This is a genomic window from Caballeronia sp. HLA56, from assembly GCF_054655155.1.
Map to the genome: position 1 here is coordinate 437,929 of NZ_BAAHOB010000003.1, position 16,515 is coordinate 454,443.

A 16,515-nucleotide genomic window follows, 5' to 3' on the forward strand; every position below is an offset into this window, starting at 1 on the left:
GCGGCGTGACAGTATAATTAGCGCCCGCGCCCGTAGCCGGTCGCATCAATGCTCTCGCAATCAGCCAGATTTTTGCAATTCGACCGTCCTACAGGACAGGTCGCAGCAACAAAGGATAAGCCTGCGTGGAAAATCTTTTCCAATCCGTGAATGCGTTCTTCGCATTCATCGCGCCCATTTCCGATTTTCTCTGGGACTTTCCCACCAACTTCAAAGCTTATTCACAGATTCCGGTTCTCGGACAGTTCCCCTTCGCAATACTGCTGCTGGTTGGCGTCGGCATTTACTTCTCCATTCGCACGCGCTTCGTCCAGACCATGAATATGCGCAAGATCGTGCGTATCATGTTGCGCCGGCAGACATCGAGCACGGGCGTAAGCGCGCTTGCATCGTTCATGCTGGGACTCGCGATGCGCGCGGGACCGGGAAATATTGTCGGCATCACGGGCGCGATTTCCGTCGGCGGACCAGGCGCATTATTCTGGATGTGGGTCGCGGCGTTCTTCGGCATGGCGACCGCATTCATGGAATCCACACTGGCGCAACTCTTCAAGGAGAGAAAGCAGAACGAGTTCGTCGGCGGCTTGCCGTTTTATGGACGCCGCATTCTCGGCGACCGGCGAATTGTCGGCACGTTTCTGTCGCTCGTGTTTATCGTCTATGCGCTTTTCAACGTGCCGCCGCAAACGTTCAACGTGTTCACCGCGATAGGCACGATTGCCGATACCGTCGCCAGCACGCATCTCGCGCGGCAATCGGCGGTGTATTACTTCATTGCGGGCGGATTGATCGTCGCGTGTTCGTTCATCATCATGGGCGGCATTCGGCGAGTCACGGCTTATACCGATGTACTCGTGCCGATCAAGGCCGCGCTCTTCTGCCTGATGTCGCTCGTCATCATCCTCATTAATCTGCCGCTCATTCCGTACTTCTTTCGCGAAGTGGTGGTCGGGGCGTTCGCGCCGCATGCATTGTTCGGCGGCGCTATTGGCACGGCGCTCGCGCAGGGCGTGAAGCGCGGGCTGATGTCGAACGAAGCAGGACAGGGCACCATTACGATGGCGGCCGCTATTGCCGATAACGATCACCCGTGCGAACAGGGTTTCGTGCAAAGCCTGGGCGTGTTCTTCGACACCATGGTCATCTGCACGATGACGGGCTTCATCGTCGTGATGGCGCACGTGTGGACCGGCACGGTCGATGGTCAGGCGTGGGAATCGGTGAGGGCATCGAAGATCACGGTTTATCTGGCTTCCGTGCAGGCGCTGGTGCCTGAGTCGGTGGGCCACGTGATCCGCATCGTGATGTGTCTGTGCTACGGCCTTTTTGCGTTCACCACGTTGCTCGGCATGATCTCGTTCGCGGAGATTTCCGCGAATTTCATCTCGCGTGGGCGCGCGTTCATCGTGGGAATAAGAGTCGTCGGCTCGCTCGTGTTCGTGCCGTTCGGCGCGTTGACGGTGCTCGCGGGCCTCGAATTGCCGAACCTGTGGGCGTTGTCGGACCTGATGAATATCGTCATGGTGCTGCTCAACGTTCCGATCGTGCTGGCCGGGCAACGGCTCGTGTATCGCGCGCTGGCGGATTATCGGAAGGGAAGCGGCGGGAGGTTCGTCTCGGCGAACATTGGCGTGAAGACAGAATATTGGCTGGACGATCGGAAAAGCGCCACGCCGCCGCAGCAGACAACCCGCTAACGGCGGCGTGATCGAAGGTCCTCTCGCGAGGACCCGTTACCGCTCAACTTAGCGCATACCGCCGCTGGCGATCAGTTGCTCGCCGGTGATCCACTTCGAATCATCCGAGGCCAGGAATACCGCGATCGTCGCGATATCGTCCGGGCGGCCAACGCGGCCAAGCGGCGTTTGAGCGACGATCTGAGTCTCGAAGTCGGAGCCGATGATGCCGTTGCTCTGCGTGCCTTCTGTCACGATCATGCCGGGGTTGATGGAGTTCACGCGGATCTTCTTCGGGCCGAGTTCACGGGCGAGGGAACCGGTGATGGCATCGACCGCGCCTTTCGTGCCGCTATAAACCGCGCTTTGCGGCGGCGTGATACGCGACACGACCGAACTCACGTTGATGATGCTTCCGCCTTCGCCGAGGTGCGCCGCAGCGAACTTGGTCGTCAGCAGCACACCGAGCACGTTCACGTTGAACTGCTTATGGTAATGCTCCTCGGTGATTTCCTCGACCGGTGCGAACTCGTACACGCCCGAGTTGTTCACGAGGATATCCAGCCGCCCGTAGGTTTCGACGGCGGCATTGACGATTCCTTGCGCATCCGCCGACTTCGACACATCGCCGCCCACTGCGGTCGCCTTGCCGTTTGCCGCGGTGATGGCCGCGACCACTTCATCCGCGCCCGCCTTGCTGCTTGCGTAATTCACGACGACGGAAGCGCCTTCTGCTGCGAGCGCCTTGGCGATTGCCGCGCCAATTCCCTTCGATGCACCCGTTACGACTGCAACCTTGCCGGTGAGCTTGCCCATGTCTGTCTTCCTTTATCGATGATTCGCTGAAAGTTAAGCCGGCGTTGAATCAGGTTCAGGCCGGCTTGCGTTGAGAAGCAATGTATCCGTGAGCGACATCTTGAAAAAGCCCGATATGACGAATTGATTTGCGGGATTTAACGAACAATCGAACGCTGGTTATTCATTGAACGATGAATTACCACGCGGCTTGCGCATTCTTCAGAGGTGAAAGGGCCCAATGGCGAGCATTACCGATTCTGAAACATCCGGCTGGCAATCGGCGTACTTTCGCATACTCTTAAGGAGCACAGAAGGTGCGATCTCGGCGGCTGCTTATTCAACAGCGGCTCCACATACTTCAGATAGATTGGTATTACTTACTAAACTGCGACTAACCTGCGGAGAAAGGCCATGCCTCTACAGAATCGAATGTTGGCGGAGTTCGTCGGAACGTTCTGGCTGGTGGTGGGCGGATGCGGCAGCGCGATTATCGCGGCAAAATTCTCGACTGTCGGAATCGGGCTCCTTGGTGTGTCGCTCGCGTTCGGACTGAGCCTTCTCACGATGGCCTACGCCGTCGGTCCCATCTCCGGATGCCATGTTAATCCCGCTGTCACAATCGGCCTGACGGTTGCGGGCCGTTTTCCCGCGCGCGATGTCGGTCCTTATATCGTCGCTCAGGTGCTTGGCGCTATAGCGGGCGCGGCCGTGCTCGCATATGTCGCCGCGGGTGCGCCGGACTTCGACCGCTTCGCGGGATTCGCCGCCAACGGATACGGCGATCATTCACCCGGCAAGTACACGCTAGGCGCGGGACTCGTGTCCGAAGTCGTGATGACGTTCATGTTCGTGTTCGTCATTCTCGCGGCCACGCATGAGCGCGCGCCGGTCGGCTTCGCGCCGATCGCCATCGGACTCTGCCTTACGCTCATTCATCTGGTAAGCATTCCGGTGACCAACACCTCGGTCAACCCGGCGCGCTCGACCGGTCCCGCGCTTTTCGCGGGCATGTGGGCAATCCAGCAACTTTGGATGTTCTGGGTGGCGCCGATAGTGGGCGCGGTATTCGCGGGCCTGATCTATCCAGCGATGTCCGGGTCGTTGTCGCCCACCGCGCCTATCGTGGGCCGCAAGGTGAGCTGACGCCAAGCCCCAGGCGCGCGGTGAAGCTACCGCGCGCTGTCGGCCTGATAAGCCTCGAAGAAATCATCCGATGCGACCTTGTCCGCAAGCGTCCGCAACGTCGCCGCAGCGCCCGCTCCGAGCACGCGATCCACGCGCCGGTTCGCAGCCACCCAATACGCGAGCGCGGCCTTCAATTGCTTTCTGCCCAACGCCGTAAGCACACAGCGCTTCGAGCGCTTGTCCTCGGCATCCGCGCGTAGTTCCACCAGTTCGTCACGCACGAGCGGACGCATGGCATGCGTCACCGCCGATACCTGTATGCCGAGCCGCGACGCCAGTTCCTGCAGGGACGGTCCTTCGCTTGCGTGCTCCTTGCAGTATCGATCGATCTGCGAGAGCAGCGCCATTTGCGTCGCCTTCATGTCGAGCGGCGCGAGCGCCTCGTCATAAAGCTGGCTCAGTCGACGCGATGCCCGGCGCAGCGCCGTGTTCGTGCAGGCGAGCGGTGCAAACACGTCCGCGGCATCGGACTCGATAGTCGGAACGGACTCGGCACGCTTCGTTCGTGCCTTAGATGTAGCTTTCTTTTCCATACGCATAGGATGGTTGATTGCCTCGCGCTTGACAAGCTTCGGGCAAATACACATATACTTGAGCCCTCAACTAACTCCAGTTTATTCCTTCGTCAGGGAGAAGTCATGGTGAATCAAGCATCCCGCAAGATTGCGGTTGTCACGGGCGCGTCGTCGGGTATCGGCGCGGTGTATGCGCAACGTCTGGCCGCGCGCGGCTACGATCTGTGGCTGGTCGCGCGTCGCGCCGACCGTCTGCGCGAACTGGCGAGCGAGATTGGCGGCGCGCATGGCGTGAACGTCGAGACGGTCGTCGCAGACCTGACCAGCGAGGCGGATCTGCAACGCGTCGAGCAGCGCATCGCGGCCGAAGCGAACATCCACGTGCTCGTCAATAACGCGGGACTCGCGCGGCTGCGGCCGGTGGCGCAGTCATCGGTGGCGGATACGGCCACGCAGATCGCGCTCAATATCACCGCGCTCGTTCGTCTGACGCAAGCCGTGGTGCCCGGTTTCGTCGCGCGCAACGAAGGCGCGATCATCAACATTGCTTCGGTGCTGGCGCTCGACACCTTGCCCGTCAGCGCGGTCTATAGCGGCACAAAGGGCTTCGTTCTGAACTACACGCGCGGCTTGCAATTGGAACTCGCGAACACCGGCGTGAAGGTGCAAGCGGTGCTGCCCGCAGCGACGGCCACGGAAATCTGGGACGAATCGGGCGTGCCGCTCGACTCGCTGGCGGCGGGCACCGTCATGCGCACGGAAGACATGGTCGATGCCGCGCTCGAAGGTTTCGATCAGGGTGAAGCCATCACCATGCCGTCGGTACACGACGCGCAGTTGTTGCACAGCTTCGAAGAAGCGCGTCAAACGCTATTCCGCGCATCGCAGAACGGCACCGCCGCGCCGCGCTATCGCGCCTGATCGCCGGAAACGGAGAGGAGCAGATCGACATGCGTTATCGCATTTTCGGAAGTACGGGGCTGAAGGTATCGTCGCTGGCTCTGGGCACGGGCAACTTCGGCACGGGTTGGGGATACGGCTCGGAGCGCGACGAAGCGAAGACGGTCTTCGATACGTATCGTGCGGCAGGCGGCAATTTCATCGATACCGCCGACAGCTATCAGTTCGGCGATAGCGAAACCATCCTCGCCGAGTTCATCAAGGCGGAGCGCGAGGACATCGTGCTCGCTAGCAAATTCTCGCTCGGGGCGTCGCCGGACGCGGGTCTGCAGCGCACCGGCAACAGCCGCAAGGCGATGGCGCAGGCGGTCGATGCAAGCCTGAAACGGCTCGATACCGATCGCATCGATCTTCTCTGGGTGCACATGCCCGACGGCGTGACGCCAAGCGAGGAGATCGCGCGCGGGCTCGACGACCTCGTGCGCGCCGGCAAGATCCTCTATGCGGGGCTATCGGACTTTCCCGCCTGGCGCGTCGCGACGGCGGCGACGATCGCCGAGATGCGCGGTTGGGCGCCGATCAGCGCGTTGCAGATCGAGTACAGCCTGGTCGAGCGCACCGTCGAACGCGAGTTGCTGCCAATGGCCGCGGCTTTCGGTCTTGGCACGGTGGCCTGGTCGCCGCTCGGAGGCGGGCTTCTGAGCGGTAAGTATCGGCAAGGCGAGACGGGGCGCAAGCAAGGACTCGGTGTCGTGATCCACGACGAAAGCGACGCGCGCAAGACCGCCACGGTCGACGCGGTTCTCGCCATCGCCAATGAGCTGGGTGTATCGGCGGCGCAGGTGGCGATCGCGTGGGTGCTCGCGAAGGGCGTGTTGCCGATCATCGGACCGCGTACCTTGAAGCAGCTGGACGACAACCTCGGTGCGCTCGCGGTCTCGCTTAGTGCGGAGCAGCTCGCGCGTCTGGATGCGGCAAGCGCCACGCCGCTCGGTTTTCCGCATGACGTGGTGAACGCGGAGAGAACGCGCAGCCGGCTGGCGGGCGGCAAGGCGGATTTGCTGGATTATCCGCTGACGCCTGTTCGATGAAGAAAAGGGCGCGAGCCTCGGCCCCAAAAAACAAAAAGCCTCGCATGAAGCGAGGCTTTTCAAAGACCGCACGAGGCAGCCGTTACTTGCAGTGGCGTTCCCAATGATGATGCACGCGCACCTTGTGGCACTCGGCATGATGGTGGGGGGCCGCGAAAGCGGTGGTAACGGAAAGGAACGTGGTGGCGGCCAGCAGTGCGGCGAAAACAGCTTTCTTCATGACGTCGATTATCAGGGGATTGAGAGGAGGCGCCATCGTATCAACCGAACTTTACGATTACGTTATGTGATGCGTTTTGCGCAACAAGATTACTTTGTGGCGGACCGCTTCGCGAGAAATCTGTCCAGTTCGCCCGCGAACTTCTTGCCATCGCGCGGAGCGTAGGGCGGCGGGCCGCCGGTCTGCACGCCGGAACTGCGCAACTGATCCATCATCGCGCGAATGGAGAGTCGCTCCTCGATATTTTCCGCGTTCATCCATTCTCCGCGCGGGTCGAGCACATGCGCGCCTTTCGCGAGCACGGCGGCCGCAAGCGGAATGTCCGCGGTGATGACGAGATCGCCGGCTTGCGCCATTTCGACGATGCGCTTATCCGCGACATCGAAGCCCGCTGGAACCTGAATCGCGCGCAGCCACGGCGACGCGGGCGTGCGCAAAAATTGATTGGCGACGAGCGTCACGCGTACTTCCACGCGCGGCCCGGCGCGGAACAGAATGTCCTTGACGATGGCAGGGCAGGCGTCGGCATCGACGAAAATTTCCATTGACTGGCGTCCGCTCGAAGGAAGACGCCGATCATACTCCCGATGCCAACGCTCAACGAACGGCGTCGCGCAAGTCGGTGAGATCGCGGCCACGGGTCTCGGTGGACATGGCGACGCCGACGAGCGTGAGCGCCGACAACACGGCGGTGTATGCGCCCATGACCCAGAAGCCGCCGCCCGCGCGGCCAATCAGATAGATGCCGAGAATTGGCGCGAGTCCGCCCGACAACACCGCGCCGATCTCGCGCGACAAGGCCACGCCCGAGTACCGATAGCGATTGCCGAAGAGTTCCGCGAAATGCGCGCACTGCGCCCCGAGCATGCTGTTTGCGCCGATGGCGAGCCCTCCGAACATCGCGAGCGCGACCCACCAGAAGCTGCCGGTGCTCACCATCCACCACGCGGGGAACGCCCAGAGCAGCATGAAGATCGCGCCGCCGCGATACACCGTCTTGCGCCCGAGCCGATCCGACAACGCCCCGAAAAGCGGTGTGGTAATCACGCTCGACAAAGTAGCGATGAGCGCGCCGCTCGTGCCCACGCGCGCCAGTTCCGCTGGCGGCACGCCGTGCCGCGCCGCCACGGTGCCGCTGAGGAACGCGATCACGATGGTCGTATAGATGGTCGAGCCGCCTTGTTCCGCAAGCCGCATCAGCACGGCCGCGACGACGGTGCGGCGCGCGTCCTTGATGACGAGCCGCATCGGCGAACGCGCGACCTTGTGTCCGCCTTCGAGCGCGGCGAAGGTCGGGCTTTCGCGCAGACGCAAGCGTATCCAGATGGCGACGCCGATCAGCACGACGCTCGCGAGGAACGGAATGCGCCAGCCCCAGGCGAGGAGCGTGGCCTGATCCATCGAGTGCTGCATGATGCTGAACGTCGCCGTCGCAATGCCGAAGCCCGCGAAGATGCCGACGAACGGAAGCGCCGCGAAGAAGCCACGCGTCTTCACGGGCGCGACTTCGGCCATCAAGGTGGATGCGCCCGCCTGTTCCGCGCCCGCGCCGAATCCTTGCGTGAGGCGCAGCAAGACGAGCCCGACCGCGCCGAGCGGACCGGCGGGCAGCAAGCCGACAAGCGTCGTGGATACGCCCATGATCGCGATGGTCAGCAACAGGACGAACTTTCGGCCTTTCCTATCCCCGAGCGAGCCGAAGAACAAGCCGCCGAGCGGACGCGCGAGAAAGCCCACGCCGTAGGTCGCGAAGCTCGCGAGCAGACCTGCGCTCGCGTCGAGCGTGGAAAAGAACACGCGGCTGAAGATCAATGCCGTGGCCAGCCCGAAGATAGCGAAGTCGTAGTATTCGAGCGCGCTGCCGACGGCGCTCGTGAGAATCGCGCGCCGAAGCTGCCTCGCGGAAACGGGCGCGGAAGCGCCGTCGGAAGGACGATCGAGCGGAAGCGCGCCGGCATGCGCCAACGCATCGTGGTGGGACGTCATCTTCTCGTGTCTCCTGATTCCTGCGCGGTGTCTCTCTGACGACACTCGATCTGAAAGCCGGACGAAAACCGCCGCCTTCGGATAAACCCGGTTATCGGTAACCGTCAACAAAATCTAACATGGAGGGATGCCGATCTACAAGAAAGCGCTAATGGGCATTTGCCCGGATGCGCGTAGGCTGTAACCCCGTCGTCAACGTATCGCGAGTACTGTCATGACACCAACGAATAACTCAGCTCCCCAATCCGAAGACGCGCAGAACAAGAAGCGCCTGCGCAGCCGCCGCTGGTTCGACGATCCCTCGAACCCCGGCATGACCGCGCTCTATCTCGAGCGCTATATGAACTACGGCATCACGCGCGAGGAATTGCAGTCGGGTAAGCCGATCATCGGCATTGCGCAGACGGGCTCCGATCTCGCGCCCTGCAACCGGCATCATCTGGAACTGGCGACGCGCGTGCGCGACGGCATCCGCGATGCAGGCGGCATTCCACTCGAATTCCCCGTGCATCCGATCCAGGAAACCGGCAAGCGCCCGACCGCCGCGCTCGACCGCAATCTCGCGTATCTCGGGCTCGTCGAAATCCTGCACGGCTATCCGCTCGATGGCGTGGTGCTCACCACCGGTTGCGACAAGACCACGCCCGCGTGTCTGATGGCTGCGGCGACCGTCAACATTCCGGCTATCGTGCTGTCGGGCGGTCCCATGCTCGACGGCTGGTGGAAGGGCAAGCTCGCGGGCTCGGGCACCATCATCTGGGACGCGCGCAAGCGTCACGCCATCGGCGAGATCGACTATGAGACGTTCATGGACGAAGTGTCGTCGTCCGCGCCTTCGGTCGGGCATTGCAACACCATGGGCACGGCGTTGTCGATGAATTCGCTCGCCGAAGCGCTCGGCATGTCCTTGCCCGGTTGCGCCGCGATTCCCGGGCCGCATCGCGAACGCGGCTGGGTGGCGTATCGCACGGGGCAGCGCATTGTCGGCATGGTGCACGAGAATCTGCGGCCTTCGGACATCATGACCAAGGGCGCTTTCGAAAACGCCGTGGTCGCGGCGGCGGCGCTCGGGGCATCGTCGAATTGTCCGATTCACATGATCGCGATTGCGCGGCACATGGGCGTGGATCACACGCTGGATGACTGGCAGCGCCTCGGTCCCGAGATTCCCTTGCTGGTGGACTGTCAGCCCGCTGGCCGCTTTCTCGGTGAGGCGTTCCATCGCGCGGGCGGCGTGCCGGCCGTCATGCGCGAACTGCAGGCGGCAGGCAAGCTCGACACGAGCGTGCGTACGGTCACGGGCAAGACGCTCGGCGAAGACCTGGCCGCCGTCGCAGACGTGGATCGCGAAGTGATTCGCGCCTATGACGATCCGCTTAAGCCGGCGGCGGGCTACGTCGTGCTCTCCGGCAATCTGTTCGACAGCGCGGTGATGAAGATCAGCGTGATCGACGACGCCTTCCGCAAGCGCTTTCTCTCCGATCCCGAGCATCCGAACGTGTTCGAAGGCAAGGCGATCGTCTTCGAGGGACCGGAGGATTATCACGCGCGTATCGACGACCCCGCGCTCGAGATCGACGAACGTTCCGTGCTGGTGATTCGCAATTGCGGGCCGGTGGGTTATCCGGGCGGCGCGGAAGTGGTGAACATGCAGCCGCCCGCCGCGCTCATCAAGCAAGGCATCACGCAGTTGCCGACACTGGGCGATGGCCGCCAAAGCGGAACCTGCGCGACGCCTTCGATTCTCAACGTATCGCCGGAAGCGGCGGTGGGCGGCAACCTCGCGCTGCTGAAGACGGGCGACCGCTTGAGAATCGACTTGCAGAACTACAAGGTCAACGTGCTGATCGGCGATGATGAAATGGCGCAGCGCCGCGAAGCGTACGTGCCTATCGAGTTGCAGAACAAGACGCCGTGGGAAGAGATTTATCGCAGCATGGTCGGGCAGCAGGGCAGCGGCGCGTGTCTTGAGCCGGCGCTCGGCTATCAGGACATCATCGAGACGCGCGGCGAGTCGCGGCACAACCACTGAGCCGTAACGAGGTCTTTACGCGCTTTCTCGCGGGATGACTTCGTAAGGCACGCGCATGAACGTGGGCACGTCCTGCCGGTCGGGACGCGCCTGCGCGATTTCGCGCCGCGACGCGTTGGGTGTCTCGGACTCGTCGAGCGCGGCGAGCAGCGATTCGCCGGTGGCGTGACCGATCCCGTAGGCATCGACGGATACGGTGGTGATGGTCGGATAGCAATGGCGCGACACTTCGAAGTCGCCGAAGCCCGCCACCGCAATATCGCGCGGCACCGACATACCGCGCCGATGACACGCCATGATGACGCCGAACGCGTGGATGTCGCTCGTGCACATGATGGCGTCGGTATCGGGCCATCGGTCGAGGATCTGTTCGAGCGCCGCGCCGCCGTGACCCATGGCCGCGCCATGCGCCATGTCCGTGGTCCAGTCCGTGTGCGCGATTTCGCGGATGTCGTGCAGGCCCGCTTCCTTCACGGCGCCGAGATAGCCATTGCGCCGCGCGACGCCGCGCAAATCCAGATGCGATGCGCTGCTCACGAAGCCAATGCGCCGATAGCCGCGCGCATAGAGATAGCGCATCATCGCGGCGGCCGCGTCCGCGTTGGAGAAGCCGACGACGCGATCCACGGGTTTCGCGGGAATCTCCCAAATTTCGACCACTGGAATGCGCGCCTGTTTGAGCATGGCGCGCGCCTTGGACGTGTGCTGACCTCCCGTGATGACAACGGCACGCGGCTGATGACTCAGGAGCGCGCGGATGAGCGCTTCTTCCCTTTCGAGCAGATAGTCCGTGTTGGCGAGCAAGAGACGCAGACTGCGCGCCTCGACGACATCGTTGATGCCGCGCACGGTCTCCGCGAAATTCGAACTCGATAACGACGGCACGATGACCGCGACGACATTCGTTCGGCCGGAAGAGAACGCACCCGCGATGGCATCGGCGACATAGCCGGTTTTCAGCACGGCATTCATGACTCGCGCGCGCGTTTCTTCGCTGACGTGCTGGCCTGTCAAAACGCGCGACACCGACATCTTCGACACCCCGGCGATACGCGCGACATCGGCCATGCGCACGGGGGCGGCGGTGGGTGATGTGGGATCGTTGACTGATGTCATGCCGGGGCGTTGCGCGGTGATGATTCGATGGGGGTAATCATACCGGCTTGTGGGGGGCAAGTTCGCGTTCAGACGATGACGCGTGACCTTGGCTACTTGAGACTATTCCTGTTTGTCAGCCGATCGATTGACGTTCTTTTGTTGCAGCCCTAAATTCCTGCGCTAAAAAGCTCCAGGCGCGACGGTTCCATACGTTGCGTTCAACTGAACGGGATGCGAATGAATGCTGTAACGAAAAAACTGACGGACGCGCTGCAGCATCCAAGCGCGCGACTCACCCAGCGTTTGAGCATATGGATCGGTACGCTCGAGCTCGAACTCGACGTGCTCAAGTTCAAGGTCAAAGCAGGATTATGCGATGACTACAAGGCGGAGGTCACCGTTACCTCGCCGCGTCTCGATATCGATGGCAAGCTCTGCGTGGGTCGGCGCGCGGGCTTGCAGATCGACGAGCGAGTAGCCGTCCCGTCGGTGAATTATGTCGCGCCTGTCGATCACGAGGCGGCCACTTTCAATGGCATCGTCACGCGCTTCGAACGCATCAAAGCGAGCCGCGACGAGGCGACCTACAAACTCCGGATCGAACCTCGGTTCGCCGCGCTCTGCAAGCGCGTGCATGGCTCGGATGTATTCAAAGACATCACCTTTCAGGAGATGGTGACGCGACTGCTCGTCGACCGGAAGAACATCGATGCCTTCGATATCGAGTTCCATCTGGAAGGCGCGCAAGAGAAGATGGAGCAGGTTGTGATGTACGAGGAGTCCGTGTGGGCCTTCGTGACACGTCATGCAAAACGTCAAGGCATATGCTGGTTTTACAAGCAGGGTCGAGGCAAGGATGGTCAACTGGACACGCTCGTGTTCACGGACAATCCGCGCGGGTACGTGCGCTCGATCGACGTACCCCTACTCTCTGACTCGGGCATGAACAGCAACTGGCATGAGGCTGCACTCTCGGTCAGCGAGACGCGTACGCTGGTGCCGGCCGCCATCGAGTTGTGGGAGCGCAATTACCGCACGCCGGAAGATCCGCTGCGGGCGAGCGCGAGCGTTTCCGATGAGGCCAATGACCAATCGGTGTTCGGGCGGATCAGCGGCAGCGCGGAATTTCATCTGACGCCTCAGCAGGGTGAGTCGCGAGCACAGACGCGGCGCGACGAGCAGATTGCAAAGCAGGTAAAGCTTTCGGGCAAGAGCAACGCGAAGGGCATGGCGCCAGGCGTGGTGGTCAAGCTGACCAATACGAAGCTGACGAGCGCTCCGTATGGATTCGTGGTCGAGTCGATGACGATGAAGGGCAGCCGATCGAAACCGGCGCATGTCCGCTTCAAGGCGATGCCCGCGCATCTGGCCTACCGCCCTGACTTCGTTTATGAACGTGACTGGAGATTTCTGAAGGGACCGGTCGTTGGCGTCGTCACGACGTTTGACTCGTCGCCTTATGGCTGCATGGACGAGCATGGCCGATATCCTGTGTTGCCGAAGTTCCTGCAGGGAACGGCTAACACTGACAAGCAGTTGCTGAAGCTGCGGCTGCTGCGTCCGTCTTCGTCGTATCAAGGTGGCTTCCATTCGCCTTTGCTGCCGTCCACGGAGGTTTTGCTTGGTGCGGCGCATGCTGATGTAGATCGCATGCATATCGTCGGAGCGCTCCATGACTACTCGCATCCGGACGTGGTGCACGGCGCCGATGCGATGTTCAGTTACGCGATCTGGCGCGCGCCGCTGCTCGGCGCCGAGGTCGTCTTCAATGATCTGCGAGGCAAGGAAAGCGCGCGTATCGCCACGGTCTACAGCCAGACGGCGTTCAATCAGGGCTATCTGCTCAACAGTAAAAAGCTTGCGCGAGGCGAGGGCTTTGAAGCGACCACCCAGGCTTGGGGGACCGTGCGCGCAGCGAAAGGACTGTTCTTTTCGGCCGATGCGGCGGCTGGCGCTGATACGCCGCACTTGGAGATGCCTGCTGCGATCCAGCAATTAAAGGTGGCGTTCGAGCGCGTGACGGCTCTCGTAGACGCGAATAAGCAGGCCAACGCTGACGCGGCTGACAAGGACACGCAGGCGGCGCTCGTGGACGGGTTGAGCCAGCTTCATGATGCCGGGTTACTCGCGAGCACACCGGGTGGCATGGCCTTCGTTACGCCGAAATCGGTCCAGCATTCGGCGGGCGAGAACGTGATTGTCACCGCAGGGGAGCACATGGACGTGAGCATCATGCGGCGGCTGCGCATGGCGGCGGGCGAACTCATTTCGCTATGCGCGCATAAGCTTGGGATCGAGTTAATCGCCGCCAAAGGGAAGGTCAGGATCGAGGCGCACAGCGACGAGATGGCGTTGACGGCCCTAAAGGACGTCACCGTCACGAGCACGGAGGGCCGATTGGTCCTCGCCGCGAAAAAGGAAGTGTGGATTGGCGCGGGCGGCTCGTACATCAAGCTCAACGCTAGCCAGATCGAGAACGGAACCATGGGCGCCATCTTGGAGCGAGGTGCCTCCTGGGACCGACCCGGCCCCGCGTCAATGCAGCCGGAACTCCCGTTGCTGCCCAAGTCCATCTGCATTCCATGTCTGCTTTCGGAATTCTCGCAAGGCGCACTGTTGGGTACGAAATGACACAGAACAACCCAGAACTCGAAGCACAGGCGCTAAGTACGGCGATTCATGAATTTCAGCAAGCCAATCAAGATATTCAGACCTACGCGTTGGTATATGGCGTGGCTTTTCCGCCGCTCTATCGCGAGCTGCGTCAGTGGCTGGGGCAGGACATCAGCAATCAGCGGCTGTCGTTAATTTTCAATGCGCAGTCGGAGGATGGACGCAGTCAGTATGGTCCGTACCTGGTTCGTATCGCGCGAGGGGCCGAGAAGCCATCGAAGCTCCTGACGCGGCTGGCGCACGCCTGCGTAGATGATTACCGCGGCGTGTCGTTCCTGTTCTCTCGCCTGCCAACCGACGATCTGATCTGCGGCCTGAGCGAGCGGCTAGATGCATTGTGCGAGGACGGCAGTGAATGGCAGATGAAATTTTTCGATACGCGCTCGCTCGCCGTGCTTGACCGCGCTTTGTCTGCCGAGCAGCGTCGGGCGTATCTCGGACTCGCAAAACAATGGTGGTATCTCGATAGGTATGGTGAGACGCAGAAATTGATCTTGGCGGACGAGACTGAAGACTCATACTGCGGTCCCCTTCGGCTAAGCGAGCAACAGACTGAGGTCTTTGTGGACGCCAGTTTGCCTGATTCCGTGTTGCATTCGCTGCAGCTGAGCGATGACGATCTCCTCGCTGAGTTCGATGCACAGACTCGCTACCGGGTCTGCGAGGGGATTGTCGCGCAGGCAACAACCGAGGAGTTGCTCAGTCATATGTTGCTGACTAACCGGGTGAGATCGGCTTTGCTCGCAGCACATAAACAAGAGGAACAAGAGGAGCCGAAATCATGCTGAAAAGGCGATTTAAACGTATTGCATTGGCAAGCTTGCTGGCGCTTACGAGTCTCGGGGGGTGCACACAAGATCCATACATGCTCGGAATAATTGGATACAACTACACCGATCGCGCCTTCTGGAACTTCGGAGTGAATGGTCAGGGGGGAGGCAGTGTTGAGCTAAGCACGCCGACTTCTGGCGGTGGAAGTGTTTCCTGCTGCGTCATTATGAGTCGCAAGACAAAAATGCCCTTTTGGGTCGAGGTTGGATACTCAATGGACGCTCTCGAATCCTATCCTTCAAGGAAAATCGTCGATCCGCCCAAGCCAGCCAAAAAAGTACGAGTCGAAGTAAGAGGCTCTATTCCTCCTAATCCGAAATATCTTGAGATTCACTTCTACCCGGACGGTCATATTGAGGCCGCCATATCTGGTTCGGATGGACCCTCGCCGCCGCGATTGAAGCTTGAGCGACGCATGCCCTTTGTACGATAAGAGAATAAATAGCCATGTTGGACATTACTCAGGTTCCTTCCTCGGCTGGTCTGCGGCCGTTAACTTCGAGTGAGCGTGAAAAGCGTGCGGAATCTATGGCTTGCTTCGATGAGAAAAAGCGGCCTGGTACTTCAGACTGTTCGCAATCGCTTTGGATTTCTGTCTTCTTCGACGGTACAGGAAACAATCTTTACATTGACACAGAAAAGTCGGCACATAGTAACGTTGCACGCCTTCATGCGGCACATGCTGAAGATGAAGAAAGGACAGGCACATATCGAATCTATATCAACGGGCTCGGCACACCTTTCCCTGAAGTCGGCGAGATGACAGCGAGCACGCCGGGACTTGCGTTCGCTAGCGGTGGAGACAAGCGTTTGCGGTGGGCAAGGACTCAGTTCGATCAGAGAATCTCCAAAGCGAAAGCTCGCGCAACGAACCCTAAGCAACCGATTCGAATGATCAACGTCGCGCTGTTCGGCTTTTCACGAGGCGCAGCCCTGGCGCGTGCTTTTGCTGTTCGCCTGTCCAAGGATTGCCGACAGGACTCCGCCGGATGGCGCTATCAAGGTTACCCGATCCGGGTGTACTTCATGGGCTTGTTCGATACGGTTGCCTCCGCAGGGTTACCCGCTAGTGCCAAATCCGTCGATCATAGTCCAATCCTAAAATTCGCCACGTACGCCATATCGCCGGCTCTGAGCGTCGGACTTAGTATTGCACCGAAAGATGGTCACTACGATTGGGCGAAAAGCCTAAAGATTCCGGCAATGGTAGAGCAGTGCATTCACTACGTCGCCGCGCATGAGGTCCGCGATTCTTTTCCCTTGGATTCCGTGCGTGACGGAAAGCACTACCCTCCGAATTGTTCTGAGATCGTCTATCCCGGAGTGCACTCAGATGTGGGTGGGGGCTATGCGCCCGCAGAACAGACCAAAGCGCTGGAAGACGCGGAAAAGCTAAGTCAGGTGCCGTTGCTACACATGTATCGTGCGGCTCGAACTGCCGGCGTACTGACCTGCCCCGGTAACTTGAGACCGAATTGATCTAGGATAACGGCGCATCCATACGGAGCGC

Annotated in this window: 15 protein-coding genes; 9 read left to right on the top strand and 6 right to left on the bottom strand. The window is 60.8% G+C overall.

Annotation, left to right across the window (positions count from 1 at the left end; translation table 11 throughout):
* The first annotated feature begins 125 nt into the window (after positions 1-125).
* Complete coding sequence (locus ACYQ47_RS13940) at positions 126-1,697, top strand: alanine/glycine:cation symporter family protein (protein ID WP_459905706.1); 1,572 nt, start codon at positions 126-128, stop codon at positions 1,695-1,697.
* Positions 1,698-1,745: 48 nt separating this feature from the next.
* Here the strand turns inward: ACYQ47_RS13940 and ACYQ47_RS13945 are convergent, their stop codons facing one another.
* Positions 1,746-2,492 (bottom strand): glucose 1-dehydrogenase, encoded by a 747-nt coding sequence (locus ACYQ47_RS13945; RefSeq protein WP_244831103.1) that lies wholly within the window; start codon positions 2,490-2,492, stop codon positions 1,746-1,748.
* 393 nt (positions 2,493-2,885) lie between these two features.
* Between ACYQ47_RS13945 and aqpZ the strand changes: the two genes are divergently transcribed.
* A complete protein-coding gene (gene aqpZ / locus ACYQ47_RS13950; RefSeq protein ID WP_459905707.1) occupies positions 2,886-3,617 on the top strand; it encodes an aquaporin Z in 732 nt (243 codons plus the stop codon).
* A gap of 26 nt (positions 3,618-3,643) precedes the next feature.
* Here the strand turns inward: aqpZ and ACYQ47_RS13955 are convergent, their stop codons facing one another.
* Positions 3,644-4,192: a MarR family winged helix-turn-helix transcriptional regulator gene (locus ACYQ47_RS13955; protein WP_250527139.1), complete on the bottom strand. Its 549-nt coding sequence runs from the start codon at positions 4,190-4,192 to the stop codon at positions 3,644-3,646.
* Between the two features lie 105 nt (positions 4,193-4,297).
* On the opposite strand from ACYQ47_RS13955, the gene ACYQ47_RS13960 reads away from it, so the two are divergent.
* Positions 4,298-5,095 (top strand): SDR family NAD(P)-dependent oxidoreductase, encoded by a 798-nt coding sequence (locus tag ACYQ47_RS13960; RefSeq protein ID WP_244831106.1) that lies wholly within the window; start codon positions 4,298-4,300, stop codon positions 5,093-5,095.
* A gap of 29 nt (positions 5,096-5,124) precedes the next feature.
* Complete coding sequence (locus ACYQ47_RS13965; RefSeq protein WP_459905708.1) at positions 5,125-6,165, top strand: aldo/keto reductase; 1,041 nt, start codon at positions 5,125-5,127, stop codon at positions 6,163-6,165.
* Between the two features lie 82 nt (positions 6,166-6,247).
* Here the strand turns inward: ACYQ47_RS13965 and ACYQ47_RS13970 are convergent, their stop codons facing one another.
* The 3 genes from ACYQ47_RS13970 to ACYQ47_RS13980 form a co-directional block, all read right to left on the bottom strand.
* Complete coding sequence (locus tag ACYQ47_RS13970) at positions 6,248-6,385, bottom strand: hypothetical protein (protein ID WP_244831107.1); 138 nt, start codon at positions 6,383-6,385, stop codon at positions 6,248-6,250.
* A gap of 89 nt (positions 6,386-6,474) precedes the next feature.
* Entirely contained in the window at positions 6,475-6,930 is a 456-nt protein-coding gene (locus tag ACYQ47_RS13975) for a YaiI/YqxD family protein (protein WP_459905709.1), read from the bottom strand.
* Between the two features lie 52 nt (positions 6,931-6,982).
* The gene (locus tag ACYQ47_RS13980; RefSeq protein WP_250467818.1) at positions 6,983-8,371 is read right to left on the bottom strand and encodes an MFS transporter; all 1,389 of its coding nucleotides are present in this window, start codon (positions 8,369-8,371) and stop codon (positions 6,983-6,985) included.
* 214 nt (positions 8,372-8,585) lie between these two features.
* On the opposite strand from ACYQ47_RS13980, the gene ACYQ47_RS13985 reads away from it, so the two are divergent.
* Entirely contained in the window at positions 8,586-10,403 is a 1,818-nt protein-coding gene (locus ACYQ47_RS13985; RefSeq protein WP_244831110.1) for an IlvD/Edd family dehydratase, read from the top strand.
* 15 nt (positions 10,404-10,418) lie between these two features.
* Here the strand turns inward: ACYQ47_RS13985 and ACYQ47_RS13990 are convergent, their stop codons facing one another.
* Complete coding sequence (locus tag ACYQ47_RS13990; RefSeq protein ID WP_459905710.1) at positions 10,419-11,519, bottom strand: LacI family DNA-binding transcriptional regulator; 1,101 nt, start codon at positions 11,517-11,519, stop codon at positions 10,419-10,421.
* 219 nt (positions 11,520-11,738) lie between these two features.
* Here ACYQ47_RS13990 and vgrG point away from each other — a divergent pair, with 219 nt between their 5' ends.
* From vgrG to ACYQ47_RS14010, 4 genes are read left to right on the top strand one after another with little or no spacing between them, the layout of a single operon-like run.
* Positions 11,739-14,132 carry a type VI secretion system tip protein VgrG gene (gene vgrG, locus ACYQ47_RS13995; RefSeq protein ID WP_459905711.1) on the top strand — a complete coding sequence of 798 codons (2,394 nt, stop codon included), beginning with the start codon at positions 11,739-11,741 and terminating at the stop codon, positions 14,130-14,132.
* On the top strand, positions 14,129-14,962 hold the full coding sequence (locus tag ACYQ47_RS14000) for a DUF4123 domain-containing protein (protein ID WP_459905712.1): 834 nt from the start codon (positions 14,129-14,131) through the stop codon (positions 14,960-14,962). Before vgrG ends, ACYQ47_RS14000 begins: the two co-directional genes overlap by 4 nt.
* Positions 14,956-15,438, top strand: a complete 483-nt coding sequence (locus ACYQ47_RS14005; protein ID WP_250527144.1) for a DUF3304 domain-containing protein — start codon at positions 14,956-14,958, stop codon at positions 15,436-15,438. The genes ACYQ47_RS14000 and ACYQ47_RS14005 overlap by 7 nt, the downstream gene beginning before the upstream one ends.
* Positions 15,439-15,452: 14 nt before the next feature.
* Entirely contained in the window at positions 15,453-16,484 is a 1,032-nt protein-coding gene (locus ACYQ47_RS14010; protein WP_459905713.1) for a T6SS phospholipase effector Tle1-like catalytic domain-containing protein, read from the top strand.
* Positions 16,485-16,515: the final 31 nt, after the last annotated feature.